20 protein-coding genes are annotated in these 18254 nt (G+C 60.5%); 11 read left to right on the top strand and 9 right to left on the bottom strand.

Annotated elements, in window-relative coordinates; translation table 11 throughout:
* Positions 1-30 precede the first annotated feature (30 nt).
* Together M5B96_RS30510 and M5B96_RS30505 are read left to right on the top strand one after the other, a co-directional pair.
* On the top strand, positions 31-1428 hold the full coding sequence (locus M5B96_RS30510; RefSeq protein WP_248800696.1) for an MFS transporter: 1398 nt from the start codon (positions 31-33) through the stop codon (positions 1426-1428).
* A complete protein-coding gene (locus M5B96_RS30505; protein ID WP_248800695.1) occupies positions 1425-2699 on the top strand; it encodes a glucarate dehydratase family protein in 1275 nt (424 codons plus the stop codon). The genes M5B96_RS30510 and M5B96_RS30505 overlap by 4 nt, the downstream gene beginning before the upstream one ends.
* Before the next feature lie 38 nt (positions 2700-2737).
* Here the strand turns inward: M5B96_RS30505 and M5B96_RS30500 are convergent, their stop codons facing one another.
* The 3 genes from M5B96_RS30500 to M5B96_RS30490 all read right to left on the bottom strand — a co-directional run bounded on the left by M5B96_RS30500 (position 2738) and on the right by M5B96_RS30490 (position 5097).
* A complete protein-coding gene (locus tag M5B96_RS30500) occupies positions 2738-3229 on the bottom strand; it encodes a GNAT family N-acetyltransferase (RefSeq protein ID WP_248800694.1) in 492 nt (163 codons plus the stop codon).
* Between the two features lie 98 nt (positions 3230-3327).
* Positions 3328-4056: a hypothetical protein gene (locus M5B96_RS30495; protein WP_248800693.1), complete on the bottom strand. Its 729-nt coding sequence runs from the start codon at positions 4054-4056 to the stop codon at positions 3328-3330.
* A 123-nt stretch (positions 4057-4179) separates the two neighbouring features.
* Entirely contained in the window at positions 4180-5097 is a 918-nt protein-coding gene (locus M5B96_RS30490) for a LysR family transcriptional regulator (RefSeq protein ID WP_248800692.1), read from the bottom strand.
* A gap of 127 nt (positions 5098-5224) precedes the next feature.
* Between M5B96_RS30490 and M5B96_RS30485 the strand changes: the two genes are divergently transcribed.
* From M5B96_RS30485 to M5B96_RS30460, 6 genes are all read left to right on the top strand, one after another.
* Complete coding sequence (locus M5B96_RS30485; protein WP_248800691.1) at positions 5225-5983, top strand: 5-oxoprolinase subunit PxpA; 759 nt, start codon at positions 5225-5227, stop codon at positions 5981-5983.
* Between the two features lie 92 nt (positions 5984-6075).
* Complete coding sequence (locus M5B96_RS30480; RefSeq protein ID WP_248800690.1) at positions 6076-6321, top strand: acetyl-CoA carboxylase; 246 nt, start codon at positions 6076-6078, stop codon at positions 6319-6321.
* Between the two features lie 10 nt (positions 6322-6331).
* Positions 6332-7705 (top strand): acetyl-CoA carboxylase biotin carboxylase subunit, encoded by a 1374-nt coding sequence (locus M5B96_RS30475; RefSeq protein WP_248800689.1) that lies wholly within the window; start codon positions 6332-6334, stop codon positions 7703-7705.
* Positions 7702-8574, top strand: coding sequence for a 5-oxoprolinase subunit B family protein (locus M5B96_RS30470; protein WP_248800688.1), 873 nt, complete (start codon positions 7702-7704; stop codon positions 8572-8574). The genes M5B96_RS30475 and M5B96_RS30470 overlap by 4 nt, the downstream gene beginning before the upstream one ends.
* Positions 8571-9545 (top strand): biotin-dependent carboxyltransferase family protein, encoded by a 975-nt coding sequence (locus M5B96_RS30465; protein ID WP_248800687.1) that lies wholly within the window; start codon positions 8571-8573, stop codon positions 9543-9545. Before M5B96_RS30470 ends, M5B96_RS30465 begins: the two co-directional genes overlap by 4 nt.
* 111 nt (positions 9546-9656) lie before the next feature.
* Positions 9657-10976, top strand: coding sequence for a purine-cytosine permease family protein (locus M5B96_RS30460; RefSeq protein WP_248800686.1), 1320 nt, complete (start codon positions 9657-9659; stop codon positions 10974-10976).
* Positions 10977-11022: 46 nt separating this feature from the next.
* On the opposite strand, the gene M5B96_RS30455 is transcribed toward M5B96_RS30460, so the two are convergent.
* Positions 11023-11937 (bottom strand): AraC family transcriptional regulator, encoded by a 915-nt coding sequence (locus M5B96_RS30455; protein ID WP_248800685.1) that lies wholly within the window; start codon positions 11935-11937, stop codon positions 11023-11025.
* A 101-nt stretch (positions 11938-12038) separates the two neighbouring features.
* On the opposite strand from M5B96_RS30455, the gene M5B96_RS30450 reads away from it, so the two are divergent.
* Positions 12039-12770 carry an SDR family oxidoreductase gene (locus M5B96_RS30450; RefSeq protein ID WP_248800684.1) on the top strand — a complete coding sequence of 244 codons (732 nt, stop codon included), beginning with the start codon at positions 12039-12041 and terminating at the stop codon, positions 12768-12770.
* Between the two features lie 86 nt (positions 12771-12856).
* Here the strand turns inward: M5B96_RS30450 and M5B96_RS30445 are convergent, their stop codons facing one another.
* Positions 12857-13621: an AraC family transcriptional regulator gene (locus M5B96_RS30445; RefSeq protein WP_248800682.1), complete on the bottom strand. Its 765-nt coding sequence runs from the start codon at positions 13619-13621 to the stop codon at positions 12857-12859.
* A 99-nt stretch (positions 13622-13720) separates the two neighbouring features.
* Between M5B96_RS30445 and M5B96_RS30440 the strand changes: the two genes are divergently transcribed.
* Complete coding sequence (locus tag M5B96_RS30440; protein WP_248800680.1) at positions 13721-14854, top strand: MFS transporter; 1134 nt, start codon at positions 13721-13723, stop codon at positions 14852-14854.
* A 27-nt stretch (positions 14855-14881) separates the two neighbouring features.
* Here M5B96_RS30440 and M5B96_RS30435 read toward each other — a convergent pair whose 3' ends face one another.
* The gene (locus M5B96_RS30435) at positions 14882-15385 is read right to left on the bottom strand and encodes a hypothetical protein (RefSeq protein WP_248800678.1); all 504 of its coding nucleotides are present in this window, start codon (positions 15383-15385) and stop codon (positions 14882-14884) included.
* A gap of 78 nt (positions 15386-15463) precedes the next feature.
* Positions 15464-16051, bottom strand: coding sequence for a TetR/AcrR family transcriptional regulator (locus tag M5B96_RS30430; RefSeq protein ID WP_248800676.1), 588 nt, complete (start codon positions 16049-16051; stop codon positions 15464-15466).
* 189 nt (positions 16052-16240) lie between these two features.
* Here M5B96_RS30430 and M5B96_RS30425 point away from each other — a divergent pair, with 189 nt between their 5' ends.
* Positions 16241-16903: a dihydrofolate reductase family protein gene (locus tag M5B96_RS30425; RefSeq protein ID WP_248800674.1), complete on the top strand. Its 663-nt coding sequence runs from the start codon at positions 16241-16243 to the stop codon at positions 16901-16903.
* A 37-nt stretch (positions 16904-16940) separates the two neighbouring features.
* Here the strand turns inward: M5B96_RS30425 and M5B96_RS30420 are convergent, their stop codons facing one another.
* Together M5B96_RS30420 and M5B96_RS30415 are read right to left on the bottom strand one after the other, a co-directional pair.
* The gene (locus tag M5B96_RS30420) at positions 16941-17186 is read right to left on the bottom strand and encodes a hypothetical protein (protein ID WP_248800672.1); all 246 of its coding nucleotides are present in this window, start codon (positions 17184-17186) and stop codon (positions 16941-16943) included.
* Between the two features lie 19 nt (positions 17187-17205).
* On the bottom strand, positions 17206-17844 hold the full coding sequence (locus M5B96_RS30415; protein ID WP_248800670.1) for a glutathione S-transferase family protein: 639 nt from the start codon (positions 17842-17844) through the stop codon (positions 17206-17208).
* Between the last annotated feature and the right edge of the window lie 410 nt (positions 17845-18254).

The following is an 18254-nucleotide window of genomic DNA, read 5'->3' as shown; positions in this document are numbered from 1 at the left end:
CCCTAAAAAAACAATGATCGGGAGTCGCCCTTGAATACCCTCCAGAGTCCACCGGACCCGAATCTGCTGGTCCGAGCCGCGACCAAGGTGAAGCGCCATGTGCTGCCGTTGTTCGTGGTGATGTTCATCGTCAACTACATCGACCGGGTCAACATCGGCTTTGTGCGCAGCCATATGGAAACCGACCTGGGCATTGGCGCCGCTGCCTATGGCCTGGGTGCCGGGCTGTTTTTCATCGGTTACGCGATATTCGAAGTCCCCTCGAATATGCTGCTGCAACGCTTCGGCGCGCGGGCCTGGCTGACGCGGATCATGTTCACCTGGGGCGCGGCGGCCATGGCCATGGCCTTTGTGCGTGGCGAAACCAGCTTCTATGTGCTGCGTTTCATCCTCGGGGCCGCTGAAGCGGGTTTTTTTCCGGGCATCATTTACTACTTCACCCAATGGCTACCGTCGAACGAGCGGGGCAAGGCCATGGCGATCTTCCTCAGCGGCTCGGCCATTGCTTCGGTGATTTCCGGCCCGGTGTCCGGGGCGCTGCTGAACGTCAGCGGTTTCAGCCTGCATGGCTGGCAGTGGATGTTTTTGATCGAAGGGTTTGCCTCCATCGTGCTCTGTGGTTTTGTCTGGTTCTGGTTGCAGTCCCTGCCGCGTGAGGCGAAATGGCTGGACACCGAGGAAAAGGCCGCGCTGATTGGCGCTATCGCGCAGGAGCAGCAGGCTCGCGAAGCGGCGCTGACGGTCAAACCGTCAATGTTCAAACTGCTGGCGGACAGGCAGATCGCGTTGTTCTGCTTCATCTACTTTTCCATTGCCTTGACCATTTACGGAGCCACGTTCTGGTTGCCGAGCATGATCCGGAAAATGGGCAATATCGGCGACTTCCACGTCGGGCTCCTCAACTCGATTCCGTGGGTCATTTCGATCATCGCCATGTATGGTTTTGCCGCCATGGCCAGCAAGTGGAAACATCAGCAGGCCTGGGTCGCCTTGACCTTGGTGATAGCCGCGTTCGGTATGTTCATGTCCACCACCGGCGGGCCGATCTTCGCGTTCGTCGCCATCTGTTTTGCCGCGATCGGTTTCAAGGCCGCTTCGGCCTTGTTCTGGCCGATTCCGCAGGGCTATCTGGATGCCCGCATCGCCGCTGCGGTGATCGCCCTGATCAACTCCATCGGCAACCTCGGCGGTTTCGTTGCACCAACCGCATTCGGTTTCCTCGAGCAGACCACCGGTTCCATCGAAGGTGGGCTCTATGGCCTGGCCGCCACCTCGCTGGTGGCGGCTGTGGTGATCTTCTTCGCGCGGACCGCACCGCGTGGCGATGCCTCTCGCACACGGCCCGGTAAACCCGCCGAGCACCTGGCGTCCGAAACCTCTATCCGTCACCAAGCCTTGAGCCTGGGTCCACAGGGAGCAGCTTCTTGAAAATCAAACGTGTCACCGTCACCCCCATCGCCTTTCGCGACCCGCCACTGCTTAACGCCAGTGGTATTCACGAGCCTTTTGCCCTGCGCTCGATCATTGAGATCGAGAGCGACAACGGTTACATCGGCCTGGGCGAAAGCTACGGCGATGCCCCGGCGCTGGCTATCCAGCAGCAATTGCAAGAGCGGTTGATCGGCCTCGACCCGTTCAATCTCAATCAGTTGCGCACCATCGTGCAGGCGACTGTGGCGGCGAACAAGACCGTCAGCCTCGCCGGTGCGGAACTGGCACCGGGCTCGCATGCCAGCAAGGCGGTGAGCAACGCCTATTCGGCCTTTGAAGTGGCCTTCCTGGATTTGCAGGCGCACTCGTTGAATGTGCCGCTGGTGGATCTGCTGGGCGGTGCGCTCCGCGACGAGATTCCGTTCAGCGCTTATCTGTTTTTCAAGTACGCCGGGCACGTCGACTCCCCCTACCAGCCGGACAGTTGGGGAGAGGCGCTGAATGAAGAACAGATCGTGGCCCAGGCGCGGCGCATGATCGAAGCCTATGGTTTCAAGAGCATCAAGCTCAAGGCCGGCACGCTGGACCCGGAACATGAGGTCTCGTGTATCAAGGCGCTGAAAAAGGCCTTCCCGGGTTACCCGCTGCGGATCGACCCGAACGGCAACTGGTCCCTGGAAACCTCGATTCGCATGGCCGAGCTGCTGGGCGATGACCTGCAATATTACGAGGATCCCACCCCGGGCCTGGAGGGTATGGCCGAACTGCACAAGCGCACTGGGCTGCCGCTGGCGACCAACATGGTGGTCACCGACTTTGCCGAGTTTCGTCGCAGCGTGGCCTTGGACAGCGTGCAGATCGTGCTTGCCGACCACCATTACTGGGGCGGTCTGCGTGACACACAGACGCTGGCCAAGCTGTGCCAGACCTTTGGCCTGGGGGTGTCGATGCATTCCAACTCGCACTTGGGGATCAGCCTGATGGCCATGGCCCATGTCGCGGCCTCGGTGCCCAACCTCGATTACGCCTGCGACACGCATTACCCCTGGCAGGAGCCGGATGAAGAGGTGATCAAGGGCGGCAAGCTGCCGATAGTCGATGGCTGCGTGAAAATTACCCGTGCCCCTGGCTTGGGCCTTGAGCTGGATCACGACCAACTCGGCAAGCTGCATGAGCAGTACTTGACCTGCGGTATCCGCCAGCGCGATGACGTGAAGCAGATGCAGCGTTACAAGCCGGACTGGAAAGCACTCAAGCCGCGTTTTTGATTTCGTCCGAGGCAATTTCGGACAGCGGCGAGCTGGCGTTAGAGTTCCATGACCATCTCATGCCAAGCCATGCCACCGTGCTCGGAGGGCGAGGGCTGCACGTAGCGATAGCCCATTCGCTGATACAGCGCCACGTGGTGCTCCTTGCACATCAGGTGAATGGTTTTTTTGTCCAGCGCTTTCATGCGCTGGACGAATTCGCGCATCATCTGCGTGGAGTAGCCTTTACCTTGCTGTGCCGGATCAAGCACCACGGACATGATCACGACGTTGGGCGCCTCGGCTGAATGCCCCACCAGTTCCTTGAAGGCTTCATCGGACATCACCACCTCGTGGGCGCAGCCACTGTTGATGAAGCCGATGATCTCACCATCATCTTCCAGAATCAGAAAGCCTTGCGGGTACTGGGCGATGCGCGTGGAAATTTTCTCCTGAGTCGCGGCTTCGTCGCCTTCGTATGCGCAAGACTCGATTTGATAGCAGCGCGAAGCGTCTGACAAAGTGGCATGGCGAAAATGGAGTGTGGACATTGCGGTTCCTGGTGGCAGGGTGGGTTCGATCACTGATCACGCGTCGACCGTAGTGACATGACCCACCTTTGCGGGGTGTTATCACGATCAACAAAAAGCTATTTGCCAACGATGTAGTCGAAGGCTGTTTTGGTCAGTGGAAGCACTAAAGTGACGATGATAATACCTAGCTGCCAGTACACGAGCTTGAATTTCGACTCGACCTCCTTGCTGGACGCCTCTAGCTTGATGCCGAGCAGCTGGATAGCGTTGTCATGTTTCTCGCCCATTTTGTTCATTGCAGTTTCTTGATCTTTGATTGCCGCGCGGAGCTCGATACCTTGTTTGGCAATCAAGGACCGTAGTTCAACACCTTGGTCTTTGATAGCGATGTCCTGCTGGCTAATCAAGGACCGTAGCTCATTGCCTTGGTCCTTGATCTCGTTGCGAAGCTCGTGGCCTTGCTTTCCCATCTCCATCCGGAACTCATGGCTCTGTTTTTCCATGGCAAGGCGGAATTCGCTGCTTTGTTTTTCTATTGATGCGCGAAGTTCGTTGCCCTGTTTTTCCATCGCGGCGCGAAGCTCGCTGCCCTGATTAGCAGACGCCAGGGTCAGTGCGCTTATCTGCGTCCCCTGGGCTTTGACCGTTTCGCCGAGGTCTTTGATCGAGCCTCGCAGCTCCCGACCCAGGTCGGCGGTCTTTTGGATCAGCTGTTTCTCTGCTCGTATCAGGGCGGATTTCGATGCCAGGTTTTGCACTTCGGCCTCCCGAGCCTCTACACGGATCTGGTTTTTCCGGTGGTAAGCGGATGTCTGGCGTCGAGTCAGACACAGCCATTGATCCACTCATGGTGTCTCTTTCCCAATGGGCTGGGATAGCCGGTTGTTTCTGGGGTAAATGTAGGAAATAGCAATCGCTTGCCGCGAAAGGGCAGGATCGGTTTTCCAGCTTTGCTGATAGGCGATATTTCAGCGTCGTGCGCAAAGCTGTTGCGGCGCCAGAAATGCATCGTGGAAGTAATTCCGGAACGCCTGCATCGCCGGGCTGAAATCGCGTTCGCGATGCCAGGCCAAGCCGACGCTCATCGGGGTGACCTTGTCGGTGACCGTCAGGGTTTCAATGCGTTTGCCTTCCAGTGACCAGGGCCGGTGCACCAGATCCGAGAGGATTGCCACGCCGCTACCATTGGCAACCATGCTGCGCACGGCTTCCACGGAACTGGTACGCACCCGTACGTTGGGTTGCTGGTGCGCATGTTCCCAATAGCGCATCGCGCTTTGTTCGGCTTCATCGACGGTCAACAGGATGTAGGGTTCCTTGGCGACGTCGGCGAGGCTGACGGCCGAGCGTTCGCACAGCGGGTGATGGCTGGGCAGCCACAGCCGGCGTTCTGAGTTGAAGAGAATTTCCGAGACGATATCCGGGTGGGTGAGGTTCGCGGTGAGCACCACGGCCATGTCGAAGCGCCCCTCCAGCAAGCCTTGCTCAATGGCTTGCCGTTCCTGTTCATGGACCTCGATGGCCACGTCCGGGTGCCAGTGTTCAAGCCGTTGCAGATGGTGCGGCAGGAAGTAGCCGATCACGGTATAGCTGGCGGCCAGCCGTAACAGCCCGCTGGCGCGAATGTCTGGCAGCGGACTGTTCAGGGCGTCGTCGACGCTGCGCAAAATCACGTAGGCCCGGTTGAGGAAGTGCCGCCCGGCATCGGTCAGGCTCATGCCCTGGGCCGAACGCTGGAACAACAGCGTACCGAGCAGGGCTTCCAGTTCCTTGATCGCGGTGGTCACTGCCGATTGGGAAATATTCAAATGAATCGCCGCTTGGGAGATTTGCCCGATCTCGGCGGTGGCGACGAAATAGCGGACCTGGCGCAGGGTCAGTGACATGAGTACTCCGAACGATGGGGTATCTGTTTTTCAGAAGATGGCCTATCTGTTAATAGATCTTCCCAAGGGGGTACAGGGAATTTAACGTGGCCTGCATGAAGTCACAAGAGTGTCAGGAGCAAGCGGTATGCAAGCAGTAGATTTCAACTCGGACATGGGCGAAGGCTTCGGTCCATGGACCATTGGCGATGGCGTCGATCATGAACTGATGGGCTTTATCAGCTCGGCCAACATCGCAACCGGTTTTCATGCCGGCGACCCCAGCACCATGCGCCGCACCGTCGAGCGGGCCAAGTGCCTGGGTGTGGGCATCGGCGCGCATCCGGGGTTCCGTGACCTGGTGGGTTTCGGCCGTCGGCACATCAATGCTCCGGCCCAGGAGCTGGTCGACGACATGCTTTACCAGTTGGGTGCCCTGCGTGAACTGGCTCGGGTCCAGGGCGTGGCGCTGCAACACATCAAACCCCACGGCGCGCTGTATATGCATCTGGCCCGGGACGAGGAGGCGGCACGTTTGCTGGTGGAAAATCTTCAACGGCTGGAGCCGGAGTTGCTGCTGTATTGCATGCCTGACTCGGTGATCTGGCGGGTCGCCAAAGAGCTGGGGCAACCGGTGGTTCGTGAGTTCTACGCCGACCGCGAGTACGACCTCAGCGGCTCTATCGTCTTCACCCGCAACGTCCGTGCTTACGATCCGGCCCAGGTCGCCGCGCGGGTGCTGCGTGCCTGCCAGCACGGCGTGGTGCGCACGGTCGAGGGGGAGGACCTGGCGATCGAGTTCGATTCCATCTGTTTGCACAGCGATACGCCGGGGGCACTGGCATTGGTTGAAGCCACTCGCCGTGCGCTCGATGGCGCCGGGATCAACGTCCGCGTACCGCGCTGAACAACTAAGAAACACCAGGCGCCGAGACGCCAGGGTTTGCACACGGTTTTATTTTTGCCTGCCTTTCTACAACTATTCCAAGAGGAACAGACATGGCCGAACACACTGTAATAACCCCGTTGCCGGGGACCTTCTATCGCAAGGCCACCCCGGAATCGGCGAACTATGTCGAGGCGGGGGCCGAGGTCAGCGCCGATACGGTGATTGGCTTGATCGAGGTCATGAAGCAGTTTTCCGAACTGACCGCCGGGACGGCGGGGCGCCTGGTCGCCTTTCTGGTGGAGGATGGCGACCCGGTGGAACCGGGCCAGGTCGTCGCAACACTCGACGACGTGTGAGGGCGCGATCATGACTCAAGCTATTGCTAAACTGTTGGTCGCCAACCGTGGCGAGATCGCCGTGCGGATTATCCGCGCCGCCCAGGCGTTGGGCATTCCCACCGTGGCCGCCTGCAGCGCCGCGGACGTCGATTCCCAGGCGGCGCGGATGGCCGACGAGGTGTACCTGCTCGGCCCGGCCCGGGCGGACAAAAGCTACCTCAACGTCGAGGCATTGCTCGGCGCGTTGAACGCCACCGGCGCCAACGCGGTGCACCCCGGCTATGGCTTTCTTTCGGAGAACGCCGATTTCGCCGAAGCGGTCCTGGCGGCGGGCGCTATTTTCGTCGGTCCAAGTCCGGAAACCATCCGGCGCATGGGTGACAAGGCGCAAGCCCGGCGCACGGCTCAAGCCGCCGGGGTGCCGGTGGTACCAGGCTCGCCCAATGAGTTGTTCGATGTCGAGTCGGCGCTTCGAGCGGCTGAGTCGGTCGGTTATCCGCTGCTGATCAAAGCCTCGGCCGGCGGTGGCGGGCGTGGTATTCGCCTGGCGGAAGATGCCCGGCAATTGAGTGAAGAGTTCCCCCGTTCCCAGCGTGAGGCCCAGGCGGCGTTTGGTAACGGCGCGGTGTATCTGGAACGCTTCATCCGCAGGGCCCGGCACATCGAAGTGCAGGTGTTGGGCGATGGCCAGCACGCGGTGCACTTGTTCGAACGTGAATGTTCGCTGCAACGTCGGCGGCAGAAGATCTTTGAAGAAGCGCCATCGCCGGTACTCAGCCAGCAGCAGCGCGAAACGCTCTGCGCCAGTGCCGTGCGCCTGGCCGAGTCCCTGGGTTACAAGGGGGCCGGGACGCTGGAGTACCTGTATGACGAGGCGACGGGCGAGTTCTTCTTCATCGAGATGAACACACGGATTCAGGTCGAACATCCGGTCAGCGAGCTGATCACCGGTATCGATCTGGTGCAGGCGATGTTGCGCATTGCCGGCGGCGAGCCGTTGGGCTTCACGCAGAGCGACATCCAACTCAAGGGGGCCGCGCTGCAAATGCGCCTGAACGCCGAAGACCCGGCGCGGGATTTCTTTCCCAGCCCGGGCCTGGTCGAGACACTCGTCTGGCCACAAGGCGAAGGCGTTCGGGTCGACACTCATCTGTACCAAGGCTATCGCGTTCCACCGTACTATGACTCGCTGTTGGCCAAGCTGATCGTGCATGGCGCGGATCGCGCCGAGGCGCTGGCCCGGGCCCGGATGGTCGTGCGGCAGACCACACTCAGCGGTATGGCCAATACCTTGTCGCTGCACGGAGAGCTGCTGGAGCAACCCTGGCTGCACCGTGCCGACTTCCACACCGGCACCTTGGAAACCTGGCTGGCCGAACGCCACGGCGGAGGTGAAGCATGAGTCATCCGATCCGCTACAGCTTTGGCGCCGACGAGCATCTGTTTGCCGAAGTCAGCGACAGCATGTCCCTTGAAGCGTTCTTCAAGGGCATGGCGGTCACTCGCGCGGTGGAGCGCTTGGCTCTCGATGGCGTGCTGGATGTGTGCCTGGCCAATGCGTCATTCCAGATCCGCTTCGACCCGGATCGCATCGCCCCTCATACCTTGCTCGAAACGGTAAAGGCGGCAGAGGCCGAAGCGGTCGCCGAGCGCACCCTGCACACGCGCATCATCGAGATTCCGGTGCTCTACAACGATCCCTGGACACACGAAACGCTGATGCGTTTTCGCGACCGCCATCAGGACCCGGGCGTCACCGACCTGGAGTACGCCGCGCGGGTCAACGGCCTGGCGGATGTCGATGCGTTCATCGCCGCCCACAGTGGTGCGCCTTGGTTCGTCTCTATGGTCGGTTTCGTCGCGGGCTTGCCGTTCATGTTCCAGATGGTTGAGCGTGAGCGTCAGTTGCAGGTGCCCAAATACTTGCGCCCACGCACTGACACCCCGAAATTGACCCTGGGGCACGGCGGTTGCTTTGGCTGCATTTACTCGGTGCGCGGTGCCGGTGGTTATCAGATGTTCGGGGTCACCCCGGCCCCGATCTACGACCCGCGGCAGAGCCTGGCCTATCTGAAAGAGCACATGGTGTTTTTCCGCCCTGGCGACATCGTGCAGTTCAAACCGATGGACCGCCAGGCGTATGACCATGCCGTGGCGGAAGTGGAAGCAGGGCGTTTCGACCTGCGGATTCGCCCGCTGGAATTTTCTCTGGATGCCTTTCTGGCCGATCCTGTCGGCTATCCCAAGTCGTTGCAGGAGGTGCTGGCATGATCAAGGTACTCAAACCCGGTCTCGCCACCTCCGTCCAGGACCTGGGCCGCGAGGGGTATTACCACCTGGGCATCCCGCCCTCCGGTGCCCTGGACCAATACGCCCTGAGTGCCGCCAACCAGCTGGTGGGTAATCCGCCAGGTGCCGCGGCGCTGGAATGTACGCTGCTGGGACCGGAGCTGGAGTTTCAGCAGGATAGCTTGGTGGCGGTCTGCGGCGCGCGCATGACGCCGCGGGTCGATGGCATGGAAATGCAGCAGGATACGGCGTTCACGGTAAAGGCCGGCCAAGTGCTGCGCTTTGACTTTCCCAAGGCGGGCGCCCGTACCTATGTAGCGGTGGCCGGCGGCATTGACGTCCCGCTGGTGCTCGGCAGTCGATCCACCTATGGGCTGGGAGCGCTCGGTGGTTTTGACGGGCGCCGGCTGCTGGCCGGTGATGCGCTGCCCGTAGGCATTGCCAGTGGCAAGGGCCGCGCCGGAGCCAGTTTGCCCATGGCGTTACGGCAGTCGTTGGGCGGTGAAATCCTCCTGCGCGTCGTGCCGGGCCTGTACTACGAGCGCCTGAGCGAATCCGCGGCGAAGAGCTTTTTCGCCGAGCCGTGGACGGTGGGCTCGGAAGCCGACCGTATCGGCTATCGCTTCAAGGGCGGCAGTGCCCTGGGGTTTCAACCCCGTGAGCAACCGTTCGGTGCCGGTTCCGATCCGTCGAACATCGTCGACAGTTGCTATCCGATAGGCTCGATCCAGGTCCCTGCCGGACTCGAACCCATCGTGCTGCACCGCGACGCGGTGTCCGGTGGTGGCTACGCGATGATCGGCACGGTGATCAGCGCCGACCTCGATTTGATCGGTCAGATGCAACCCAACCAGAAGGCCCGCTTCATCGCGGTCACCTTGGAAGAGGCGTTGGAAGCGCGACGATCCTATAAGAAAAAGCTCAGTTGCCTGAGCAAGCTGTTCCCTTCCTGATTCTGCCCGCCGCATCGCGCGGGTAATGCCAGACGGTAAGCCAACGCCACACCCGGGTGTGGTGGCGGCTGCCCGCGCTTCAACCTTTGACTGGTTCTGGAGTTCACGCAGATGGCTGCTTTATCGCATTCGAGTCAAACCGGGCAAGACCCGGCCAATCATCCTGTTCCTCCCACCGCACGCATGGGCAAACTGTCCCTGACCATGGCCTGGTGGGCCGTGTGCAGTGCGATGTTCTACATCGTGGTGGGGGCATCGTTGGCGTTGTCCTATGGCGCCCGCAACGCACTGATCGGCATGTTCCTGTCGGTGATCAGCTATGGGCTGGTCAACAGTGTGCTCAGTCGCTTCGCGATCCGCAGCGGTTTGTCGGTGGCGTTGTTTTCGCGGTTGCTGTTCGGCAGCACGGGGGCGTGCCTGGCAACGTTGATCTTCTTTTCAACGGCCATCTATTACGCGGTGTTTGAAGGCTCGGTCATCGCCGTGGCGCTCAATCACCTGTACCCGGAACTGGTCTATCCGCTGGCGGCATTGCTGGTGGTGCTGTACAGCGTGCCGATGATTCTGGGCAGCGTGCAGCACTGGCTGGACAAACTCAATGGCGTGTTGCTGCCGGTGTATCTGGGCGGCTTGCTGGTGGCAGTGGGCTTGTCGATCGGTCGTTATGGCTACCAGCCACAATGGCTGGATTTCGGCCCGGCAACGCCCAGCGCATTCGGCTGGTGGGATTGCTTCGGCGCCTATATGGGGGTCTGGGTATTGATGCTGTTCACCTTTGACTACGCCCGTTTCGGCAAGCCTGAGGACGCCGAGTATCACGGTCGCTGGAACTTCGGCATGCCGTTCTACGCGGTGACCTTCCTGCTCAACGGGGCGGCGGGGATCTACCTGGTCAGCAGCATTCCCCATGACGGCGCGCTGAACGAAGTTTCGGTGGTGATGGCGATCTTGCAGTTGATGGGCCTGTGGGGCCTGTTGTTTGTCTGGGCCACGCAAACCCGGATCAACACCGCCAATTATTACCTGGCGACCCTGAACATGCAGGCATTCTTTGGGCGGTTTGGCGTCCGCGGTTCGTACCTGATGTGGGCCCTGGCGGTGGGGGTGATCGTGTATGGCTTGATGCTCGCCGATGTGTTTGCCTACTTGCTCAAGGCATTGGCCTATCAGGGTATTTTCGTGGTGGCCTGGGTCGGTGTGGCGTTGGCGCAGATTCTCTACGGCCGCAGTGATATTGCGGCGCTGGAGCGGGTCGTAGCGTTCAATCCCGTGGGTTTGACGGCCTGGTTTGGCGCCACCGCCTTGGGGCTGGCCTTGATGTTTTCCGGTGCCGGCCCGGGCAGTTTTTCCGCGCCGTCGACGGTGATCCTGGCGTTTGCCTTGCAGGCGGGCTTGTCCCATCAGCGTCGGCTGCGCTCTTGCGTGCCGTGATTGCGCTTGAGCGGGATAGAGCACGCGATCATTCGGGCGATCTAGTTCAGTCGGCCACTAGTGGATCCGTCTCGTTCTGTGCGTAACGCGTTGGCGGCAGCCCGACATGGCGGGTGAAGGCAACGCTGAACGCGCTCGCGGAACTGTACCCGACGCGCTGCGCAATCTCCGCCAGGCCACCTGCTTTTCGGCGCAGCAGATTCTTGGCCATTGCCATGCGCCAAGTCAGCAGATAGGCCATCGGTGCCGTTCCCAGGGCGCGGTTGAATCGCTCGAAGAAGGCCGAGCGGGAGAGGGCGGCCTCTTTTGCCAACTGCGCAACCGTCCAGGATCGGGTCGGGCTTTCGTGCATTCGTCTGATCGCCATGGCGAGGCGCTCGTCGGCAAGTCCGCGCAAGAGGCCAGGCGAGGTTGCGGGCCCGACTGTGGATCGGAGCGCTTCGATAAGCAGAACCTCCAGCAGGCGGGCCAGGATCACCTCCCGCGCTGGCCGTCGCTCACGAGATTCATCGCTCACCAGTTGCACCAGGGTGGCGAGCCTTCTTTCGCCGCGAACATGGACCAGTTGCGGCAGCAGGGATACCAGCAGGGCGGAGTCCGGCGAGCCGAAGATGCAGTGCCCAACCAGCAACAGCACTTCATGCGGTCCGCCTTGCACACCCAGCCGGTATTCGCCGTGGAGCAGCGCGACAGGGGTGGTCTCGACCGCATCGGGGGGCGCTTCAAGGCTCGACATCGCAAACCCTGGCGAGGAGGGAATCAAGACAAAGTCACCCTCCTGGAGGTCGATCGGCTCGTGTCCTTCAACCGCGAGACGGCAGCTACCTTCAAGGATCACGCAATAGAACGGCTGCCCGGCTTCCGAGCGGCGTACACGCCAGCGACCGGCACCGCTGACGACTTTAGAGAACGGCGCGCAGGGCTGGAGCAGGCCGACGACTTCCGCCAACGGATCAATCATCGCAGGACTCCCGCAAATGGAATATGGACTTTCGAGTGTAGCAAGTCCGACTACCGGGCCGTATGGTTTCCGTACCGAATATTCGCTACAGGAAGTCACTGATGAAAACTGTTCTGATCACAGGCTGCTCGTCCGGTTTCGGCCTTGAAACCGCCCGATACTTTCTCGACCGCGATTGGAAGGTCATCGCGACCATGCGTACGCCGCGCGAGGATCTCTTTCCGCGTTCCGAGCGCCTGCGTGTGCTGGCGCTCGACGTGACCGACCCACGGAGCATCCATCAGGCGGTGGCGGCCGCGGGGCCGATTGATGTGCTGGTCAACAATGCGGGGATCGGCCTGCTGGGTGCCCTTGAAGGTACTCCGATGGAAAGCGTTCGCGATATTTTCGAGACCAACACCTTTGGCACCATTGCAATGACCCAGGCGCTGTTGCCTCAGTTCAGGCAGCGCCAGGCGGGTACGATTGTGAACGTCACCTCGAGCGTGACCTTGAAGTCCCTGACGCTGCTTTCCGTGTACACCGCGAGCAAGGCGGCAATCAATGCTTTTACCGAGTCGCTGGCGCTGGAGCTTCAGCCATTCAATATCCGTGTGAGCCTGGTGCTCCCGGGACGGGCGCCGGAGACGCGCTTCGGTGAAAACGCACAGGGGCGGATACTCATTCCCGAGGCGTACGCTGATCTGGCGAAGAGTGTCTTCGCGCAGTGGGCCGAGTCGTCCGAGGTGACTTTGGCGCGGGATGTGGCCGAAGCGGTGTGGCGTGCCGCCAATGACCCGGCAGCGCCGGTGCGCATTGTTGCCGGAGCTGACGCCTTGGCCTTGGTCGGATAAGGCTGGACGCTTGAGCGGCTTCCCGGTTTACCAGCGCGTGCTTGTGGCTGGTCTGCCGCGGAGGATCGAGTCGTGGGAGAGGGCTATCATTTCAGCCAGGAGCCCGGGGTCGTACCGGTCATGCCTCGGAAGAATGCAATGAACGCACTGTCGCTGGAAAAGCCCAGTTCGAAGGCACTGTAGCTGAGGCTGCGGCAGGTGGACAGTAACTCGATGGCCCGCATCAACCGCCACTGTTGGCGCCATTGCTGATAGCTCATGCCGGTCTCGCGCTGAAAAATACGGCCGATGGTCCGGCTGCTGGCGCCTATTTGCTGCTCAAGTGCCTGGACGGTCGGCGGCAGTTGTTCGGGCTTGGCCAGCAGCGGTTTCAAACGCCGGTCCTGGGGCAGGGGTAACAACATGGGCTGGCGCACTGCGTCACGAATCTCACTGAGGCACAGCCCGAGCAAATGGACGAATTTGCCTAGTCGCCAATCGGTGTCGAAGTCGGCAGTGGCAATCGGCTCCAGGACGGCACGCAGCAACGGCGTGACTTCGATCACGCAGACCTGTTGTGGCAGTTCGACGCACAACTCGGCTGACAGGTAGATCGACCGATAGTCCACGGCCTGCTGCATCACGGCGCGGTGCTTCACGCCCGCGGGGATCCAGGCGGCGCGGGAGGGCGGCAGCAGGCACAGTTGCTGCGCCAGCGTGATGCGCGTGCAGCCCTGATGGGTAAACAGCAACTGACCCCGTTGATGTTGATGGAGGCCGGAGTCGTGACTGCCCAACGTGGACGCGAGACCAATGACTGGCGCCGGATAGTGGTCGGGGTTGAAAGCGTCATGGGCGTCGAGCCAAGCCATCGATTGTCCGATTTCAATGATTAGTTGTCCAAGTCTTGATAATACGCCACTTGGCGCGCTTCAAACTGGTCGCCTGTTTTTCTGGCGAGTGAAGCCGTGATGAAGTCTACAAAGTGGTTGGGGCTGGCGATTGCCCTGTTGATGTTTCCGCAAATCGCGCAAACCCTTTACAGCCCGGCGCTGGCGGATATCAGCCGGGCCTTTGCCGTGGGGCCGCAGCAGGCGGCGCAAACCCTGTCGGTGTATTTCCTGTCGTTCGCCTTCGGGGTGGTGGTGTGGGGACGTCTGTGCGACCGGATCGGGCGGCGGCCGGCGATGTTGGCGGGGCTGTTGTTGTATGCCGCGGCTTCGATACTGGCGCTGATTGCGCGTCCCTTCGAGGCCCTGTTGGGCGCCCAGGTGCTGGCGGCGTTTGGTGCGGCGGTGGGCTCGGTGGTCACACAGACTCTTCTGCGCGACCGCTTCAGCGGTGCGGTACTGGCGCAGGTCTTTTCGCTGGTGGGCATTGCGTTGGCGGCCAGTCCGGCGATCGGGTTGTTCGGTGGGGCGAGCCTGGTGCGGACCTTTGGTTATCGAGGCGTGCTGGGCTGCCTGTTGCTGTTATCCCTGGGGTTGGCGCTGTGGTCCTGGCACGCGCTGCCAGAAACCCGGCCGCAGCACCTGGCGCCTGTCGGGCTGTTCGAGACGCTGTGGCGCATGGTGCGGGACTTGGATCTTTGGCGTTCGGCGCTGTTGGTGGCAGTGTTCAACATTGCCCTGTTCAGCTACTACAGCCTCGCGCCGTTCATGTTTGAACAGTTGGGCTTGAGTGGGCGGCTGTTCGGTTACAGCGGTGTGGTGCTGGCCCTGGGGGCGGGCCTTGGCGCTTGGGTCAACAAACAGTTGTTGCGCGGTGGATTTACCAGTTCCCGGTTGGTTCGTGTGGCTGCGCTGTCGGGATTGTTGGGCGGTGCGGGCGTATGGTTGTTGCGGGACAGTGTGCTGTTTGTGTTGGCGATGCTGCTGGTGGTGCTGGCGTTTGGCATAGCGATTCCCAATGTCCTTGGTTCGGCGCTGTCGAACTATGGTGATCGGCTGGGCACCGCCGGTGCGTTGTTCGGCTTGTTGTATTACTTGCTGATAGGTACGGGGATGCTGCTGGCCGCCTGGTCCCAGGCCTTGGGGCCGACTTTGCTGGTATGCGGCTCCCTGGGATTGCTGTTGGCGATGATGCCGAGCGAATACCGTGCTTGAGCCGCATAACCGTCTGATGTTCCCGTTTTATGTGCGTACCAAGACCTTGTTCCGCGAATGAATCTGTCGACATTGCGCAGCAAATCCGATGATGAACAAGCCTAGCCATAGCGCCAATGTATTTAGCACCACAGGAGCCATGGGATGATCGGCCAGCGGATGCGCGATGGGTAATCGGGTCAGGGTTTCATTGGTGCCAGGCACGAATGACAGCAGGAAACTGAACGACAGTCCGAATGCGCCCAAATACGGGCGGGCTCGCCCGAGGAAACTCAATGCCGGCACGTATGCACCGGCGTAGGCGGCGAGAAGTACAACGAGGCCAAATGCATGCCCGGCATTTAAACCGCCGGTGCTGGAAACCCCAAAGGACGTGGCAACCGAGAGCGTCAAACTGATCAGGTAGACACTGCCGGCACGCGTCTTCGGGTCGATCTTGTAGTAGCGGACGAAGCTGTAGATGCCTGCAACCACGGGAACCAGGCTGAAAACGGTATGGATAGCGCCCAAAGGCGATATAGGGTGAGTCATGGGGTTTGTCTCTCTACTAGTTGGTTGGTTGTGAAGGTAAAATAAAAGGCCGGTTTCCACCGGCCCTCTCGATACGGATCAGCGGGCTGAAGTCAGCCGGCCGATAGACAATTGGACAAGCGTCCGGAAGGTCTCGGGATCGCCGAACCCTCGTGCGGCCAGCATTGCTCCATGCACGCCAGCCATGAAAGCCCTGGCCTCGATAGTCGAGTTCTCTTGCAATTGAACCTGCCCCGTGACGGCGGCCTTTTCGAGGACCGATGTGAGCCAGTCAGTCAGGTCCTGGAAGTGTCCGCGAACTTCTGCCGCAATTTCGTCAGGAATCGTCGGCAGTTCGACGGCCAGCATGGCACAGATGCAGAACGGGGAGCTGCCATTGCGGATACAGGTGGCCCAGTAATCGACATAGGCATTGAGCTGTGCCAATGGATCGGCAATCTGTCGGTCGAGCGTCGCCAAGCCTTGCCGTGCTTGCTCGCGATACCGGGCGACCACCACTCGGACCAATTCTGCCTTGCTCGGAAAGTGGTGATGGATGGTCGCCTTGGTGATACGCACCCGATCAGCAATATCAGCGTAACTGAAGCTGTTGTAGCCGCCGATTGTCAGCAATGACTGGGCATAGTCGGCAATCTCGGTCGCCTTCGCGGACAGTTCTGTGTTCATAGACAAACCCATAAAGTTAGCGCGCAACGCTGGAGATACTCGGCCCCATGAGATAGGGTTTGAGTTAGCCGACAGGCTGTCAGATGCTGCCAACCTACTAGTAGGTTGCCATTCTGTCAAGCGACCGCTGCCTGCGAAAGGGAAGACCTGCGGTTGATCAGGGGAGTAGGCGTCAATTGAAGGGAAGGCATGAAAATGACACGCATCCGAGTTGAGGGTTTTACGATCTCGCTTGACGGATATGGCGCGGGTCCGAATCAGGACATGAGTCATCCGCTCGGCGTGGGCGGGACGGATTTGCACCAGTGGTTGGTCCCGACACGCACGTTCCAACGGACCCTGTTTGGCGCCGACGGTGGCACAACGGGGATCGATGACGACTTCGCTGCGCGGAGCTTCAAGAATGTAGGTGCCTGGATTCTTGGAAGGAACATGTTCGGACCGATTCGCGGTGCCTGGCCCGACATGAACTGGAAAGGCTGGTGGGGGGACAACCCACCCTATCACGTTCCAACTTTCATCCTGACTCATCACGCGCGCGCGCCGATCCAGATGGAAGGCGGAACGACATTCCACTTCGTCACGGGCGGTATTCACGAGGCGCTTGAGCGGGCGCGCGCCGCCGCCAACGGAATGGATGTGCGCATTGGCGGCGGGCCTGACACTATCCGGCAATATCTTCGTGCCGGCGTTATCGATGAACTGCACTTCGCTATTTCGCCAGTCCTGCTGGGTGGGGGAGAGCGACTGTTCGAGGGGGTTGATATGCGCGCGCTAGGATATGAGTGCGTTCAGTTCGTTGCGTCGGAGAAAGCCACCCATGTTGTACTCCAGCGCCAAGGGGCGCGATGACGGCTAACCACCGCTGGCGATTTCCTGGGCGAACGGCTCATCCCAAGGGGGGCTTTCCAAGGGAGCATGGGCGCAGGTGTTGGACTGCGACAGGTTCGGCGTCCTCATCGATGGTTTCATTGCCTTTGATTCTGGGCTCGACGACATGCAGGTAAGCGAGCCCTAAGGTATCAAGTTGCTTGGTGACATAACCAAACGTTGCCTTGGGGTTGCGGTCATGCATCGAGCCATAGCTGCTGGAAGGGCCCATCGCGGTGGGGGTGAACAGCGGCTGATTGCTCATGATTTGTGGTCCTCCTGTATCAGGCTTGTGGAAGAAGGGCATTGATGCGTTCGATGCCGCGTACGACGGAGGGTCGCCGGGTGACAGCGTTGAACCAACGCTCCACGTTCGGGCTTTCAGCGAAATCGACAGCCGCAAATTCTTTGCGCCAGAGCCAGCCGTAGTGCGCGATATCGGCGATTGAGAACTCATCTCCCGCCACATAGGCGTTGCGCGCTAGCACGCCGTCCAGCACGGACAGTGTGCGTTTGGCCTCACCGTGAAAGCGGGCAATGGCCGCCGGGTTCGGCTCGCCGGCCAGTTTCTGGAAATAGCCGGATTGGCTGAAAGCCGGGCTCAGCGCGCTGGCGTGAAAGAACAGCTGTTCAAAGACTTTGGCGCGCTTCACACCATCGGTAGGTAGCAGCCGGCCATATCGCTCGGCCAGGTAGACGAGAATGGCCGCCGACTCGGTGAGGACCATGGGCTGGCCGTTATTGCCATCGGGATCGACCAGCACCGGTACCTTTGCATTGGCATTCAGAGCAACGAATGTCTGCTGATTTTGCTCGCCTTGGCGAATGTTGACCGGCTGCAACTGATAGTCGAGCCCCAACTCTTCCAGAGCGATGGGGACTTTGAGGCTGTTGGGGGTGGCAAACGCATGGACAATTAACATGGGGTGTTCCTGGATTGAGAATGAGTCCAACTGAATAGGGCTTCGTGCCAATTGGCCACGATGGAGATCATTCTGCTGAGGAGGGCTGGAATAGGGCAGGCAGTTGGTGGGGATATGAATCATTCCCGGCTGGAATAGGCATCGCTTGCGCAAGGTGAGTCGTGAAGGGCATTCCTGACGGGCATATTTCCTATGCAGGCCAGCTCTCTACTGGGCGAGCGGCGATGTCGCGATCATGAGTCTCGACACATCAACCTACCGAGGAAATACTCATGACCCTTCAAGCCAAACTGGATGCTTTCAAGGCCGACTTCGTTGCCGGCAAACCTCCCTACAATGCTCCGGCACCCGTACATGCCGTGATGCACCGGGCCACTGCCGAGCTGATCGCCAGCGGCCAGGCCGAGCGT

This window comes from Pseudomonas sp. MWU13-2105 (assembly GCF_023242315.1).
Classification (GTDB): domain Bacteria; phylum Pseudomonadota; class Gammaproteobacteria; order Pseudomonadales; family Pseudomonadaceae; genus Aquipseudomonas.
The sequence above is the reverse complement of the archived record's forward strand: the minus strand, read 5'-3'. Positions and strand labels throughout refer to the sequence as shown.

Bases quoted from the DNA above. Each gene is read 5' to 3' on its own strand.
- M5B96_RS30490 (WP_248800692.1), bottom strand. From the start codon at position 5,097: ATGTCACTGACCCTGCGCCAGGTCCGCTATTTCGTCGCCACCGCCGAG.
- M5B96_RS30480 (WP_248800690.1), top strand. From the start codon at position 6,076: ATGGCCGAACACACTGTAATAACCCCGTTGCCGGGGACCTTCTATCGC.
- M5B96_RS30425 (WP_248800674.1), top strand. From the start codon at position 16,241: ATGAAAATGACACGCATCCGAGTTGAGGGTTTTACGATCTCGCTTGAC.
- M5B96_RS30415 (WP_248800670.1), bottom strand. From the start codon at position 17,844: ATGTTAATTGTCCATGCGTTTGCCACCCCCAACAGCCTCAAAGTCCCC.
- M5B96_RS30465 (WP_248800687.1), top strand. From the start codon at position 8,571: ATGATCAAGGTACTCAAACCCGGTCTCGCCACCTCCGTCCAGGACCTG.
- M5B96_RS30485 (WP_248800691.1), top strand. From the start codon at position 5,225: ATGCAAGCAGTAGATTTCAACTCGGACATGGGCGAAGGCTTCGGTCCA.
- M5B96_RS30435 (WP_248800678.1), bottom strand. From the start codon at position 15,385: ATGACTCACCCTATATCGCCTTTGGGCGCTATCCATACCGTTTTCAGC.
- M5B96_RS30475 (WP_248800689.1), top strand. From the start codon at position 6,332: ATGACTCAAGCTATTGCTAAACTGTTGGTCGCCAACCGTGGCGAGATC.
- M5B96_RS30420 (WP_248800672.1), bottom strand. From the start codon at position 17,186: ATGAGCAATCAGCCGCTGTTCACCCCCACCGCGATGGGCCCTTCCAGC.
- M5B96_RS30430 (WP_248800676.1), bottom strand. From the start codon at position 16,051: ATGAACACAGAACTGTCCGCGAAGGCGACCGAGATTGCCGACTATGCC.
- M5B96_RS30445 (WP_248800682.1), bottom strand. From the start codon at position 13,621: ATGGCTTGGCTCGACGCCCATGACGCTTTCAACCCCGACCACTATCCG.
- M5B96_RS30450 (WP_248800684.1), top strand. From the start codon at position 12,039: ATGAAAACTGTTCTGATCACAGGCTGCTCGTCCGGTTTCGGCCTTGAA.
- M5B96_RS30455 (WP_248800685.1), bottom strand. From the start codon at position 11,937: ATGATTGATCCGTTGGCGGAAGTCGTCGGCCTGCTCCAGCCCTGCGCG.
- M5B96_RS30440 (WP_248800680.1), top strand. From the start codon at position 13,721: ATGAAGTCTACAAAGTGGTTGGGGCTGGCGATTGCCCTGTTGATGTTT.
- M5B96_RS30470 (WP_248800688.1), top strand. From the start codon at position 7,702: ATGAGTCATCCGATCCGCTACAGCTTTGGCGCCGACGAGCATCTGTTT.
- M5B96_RS30500 (WP_248800694.1), bottom strand. From the start codon at position 3,229: ATGTCCACACTCCATTTTCGCCATGCCACTTTGTCAGACGCTTCGCGC.
- M5B96_RS30460 (WP_248800686.1), top strand. From the start codon at position 9,657: ATGGCTGCTTTATCGCATTCGAGTCAAACCGGGCAAGACCCGGCCAAT.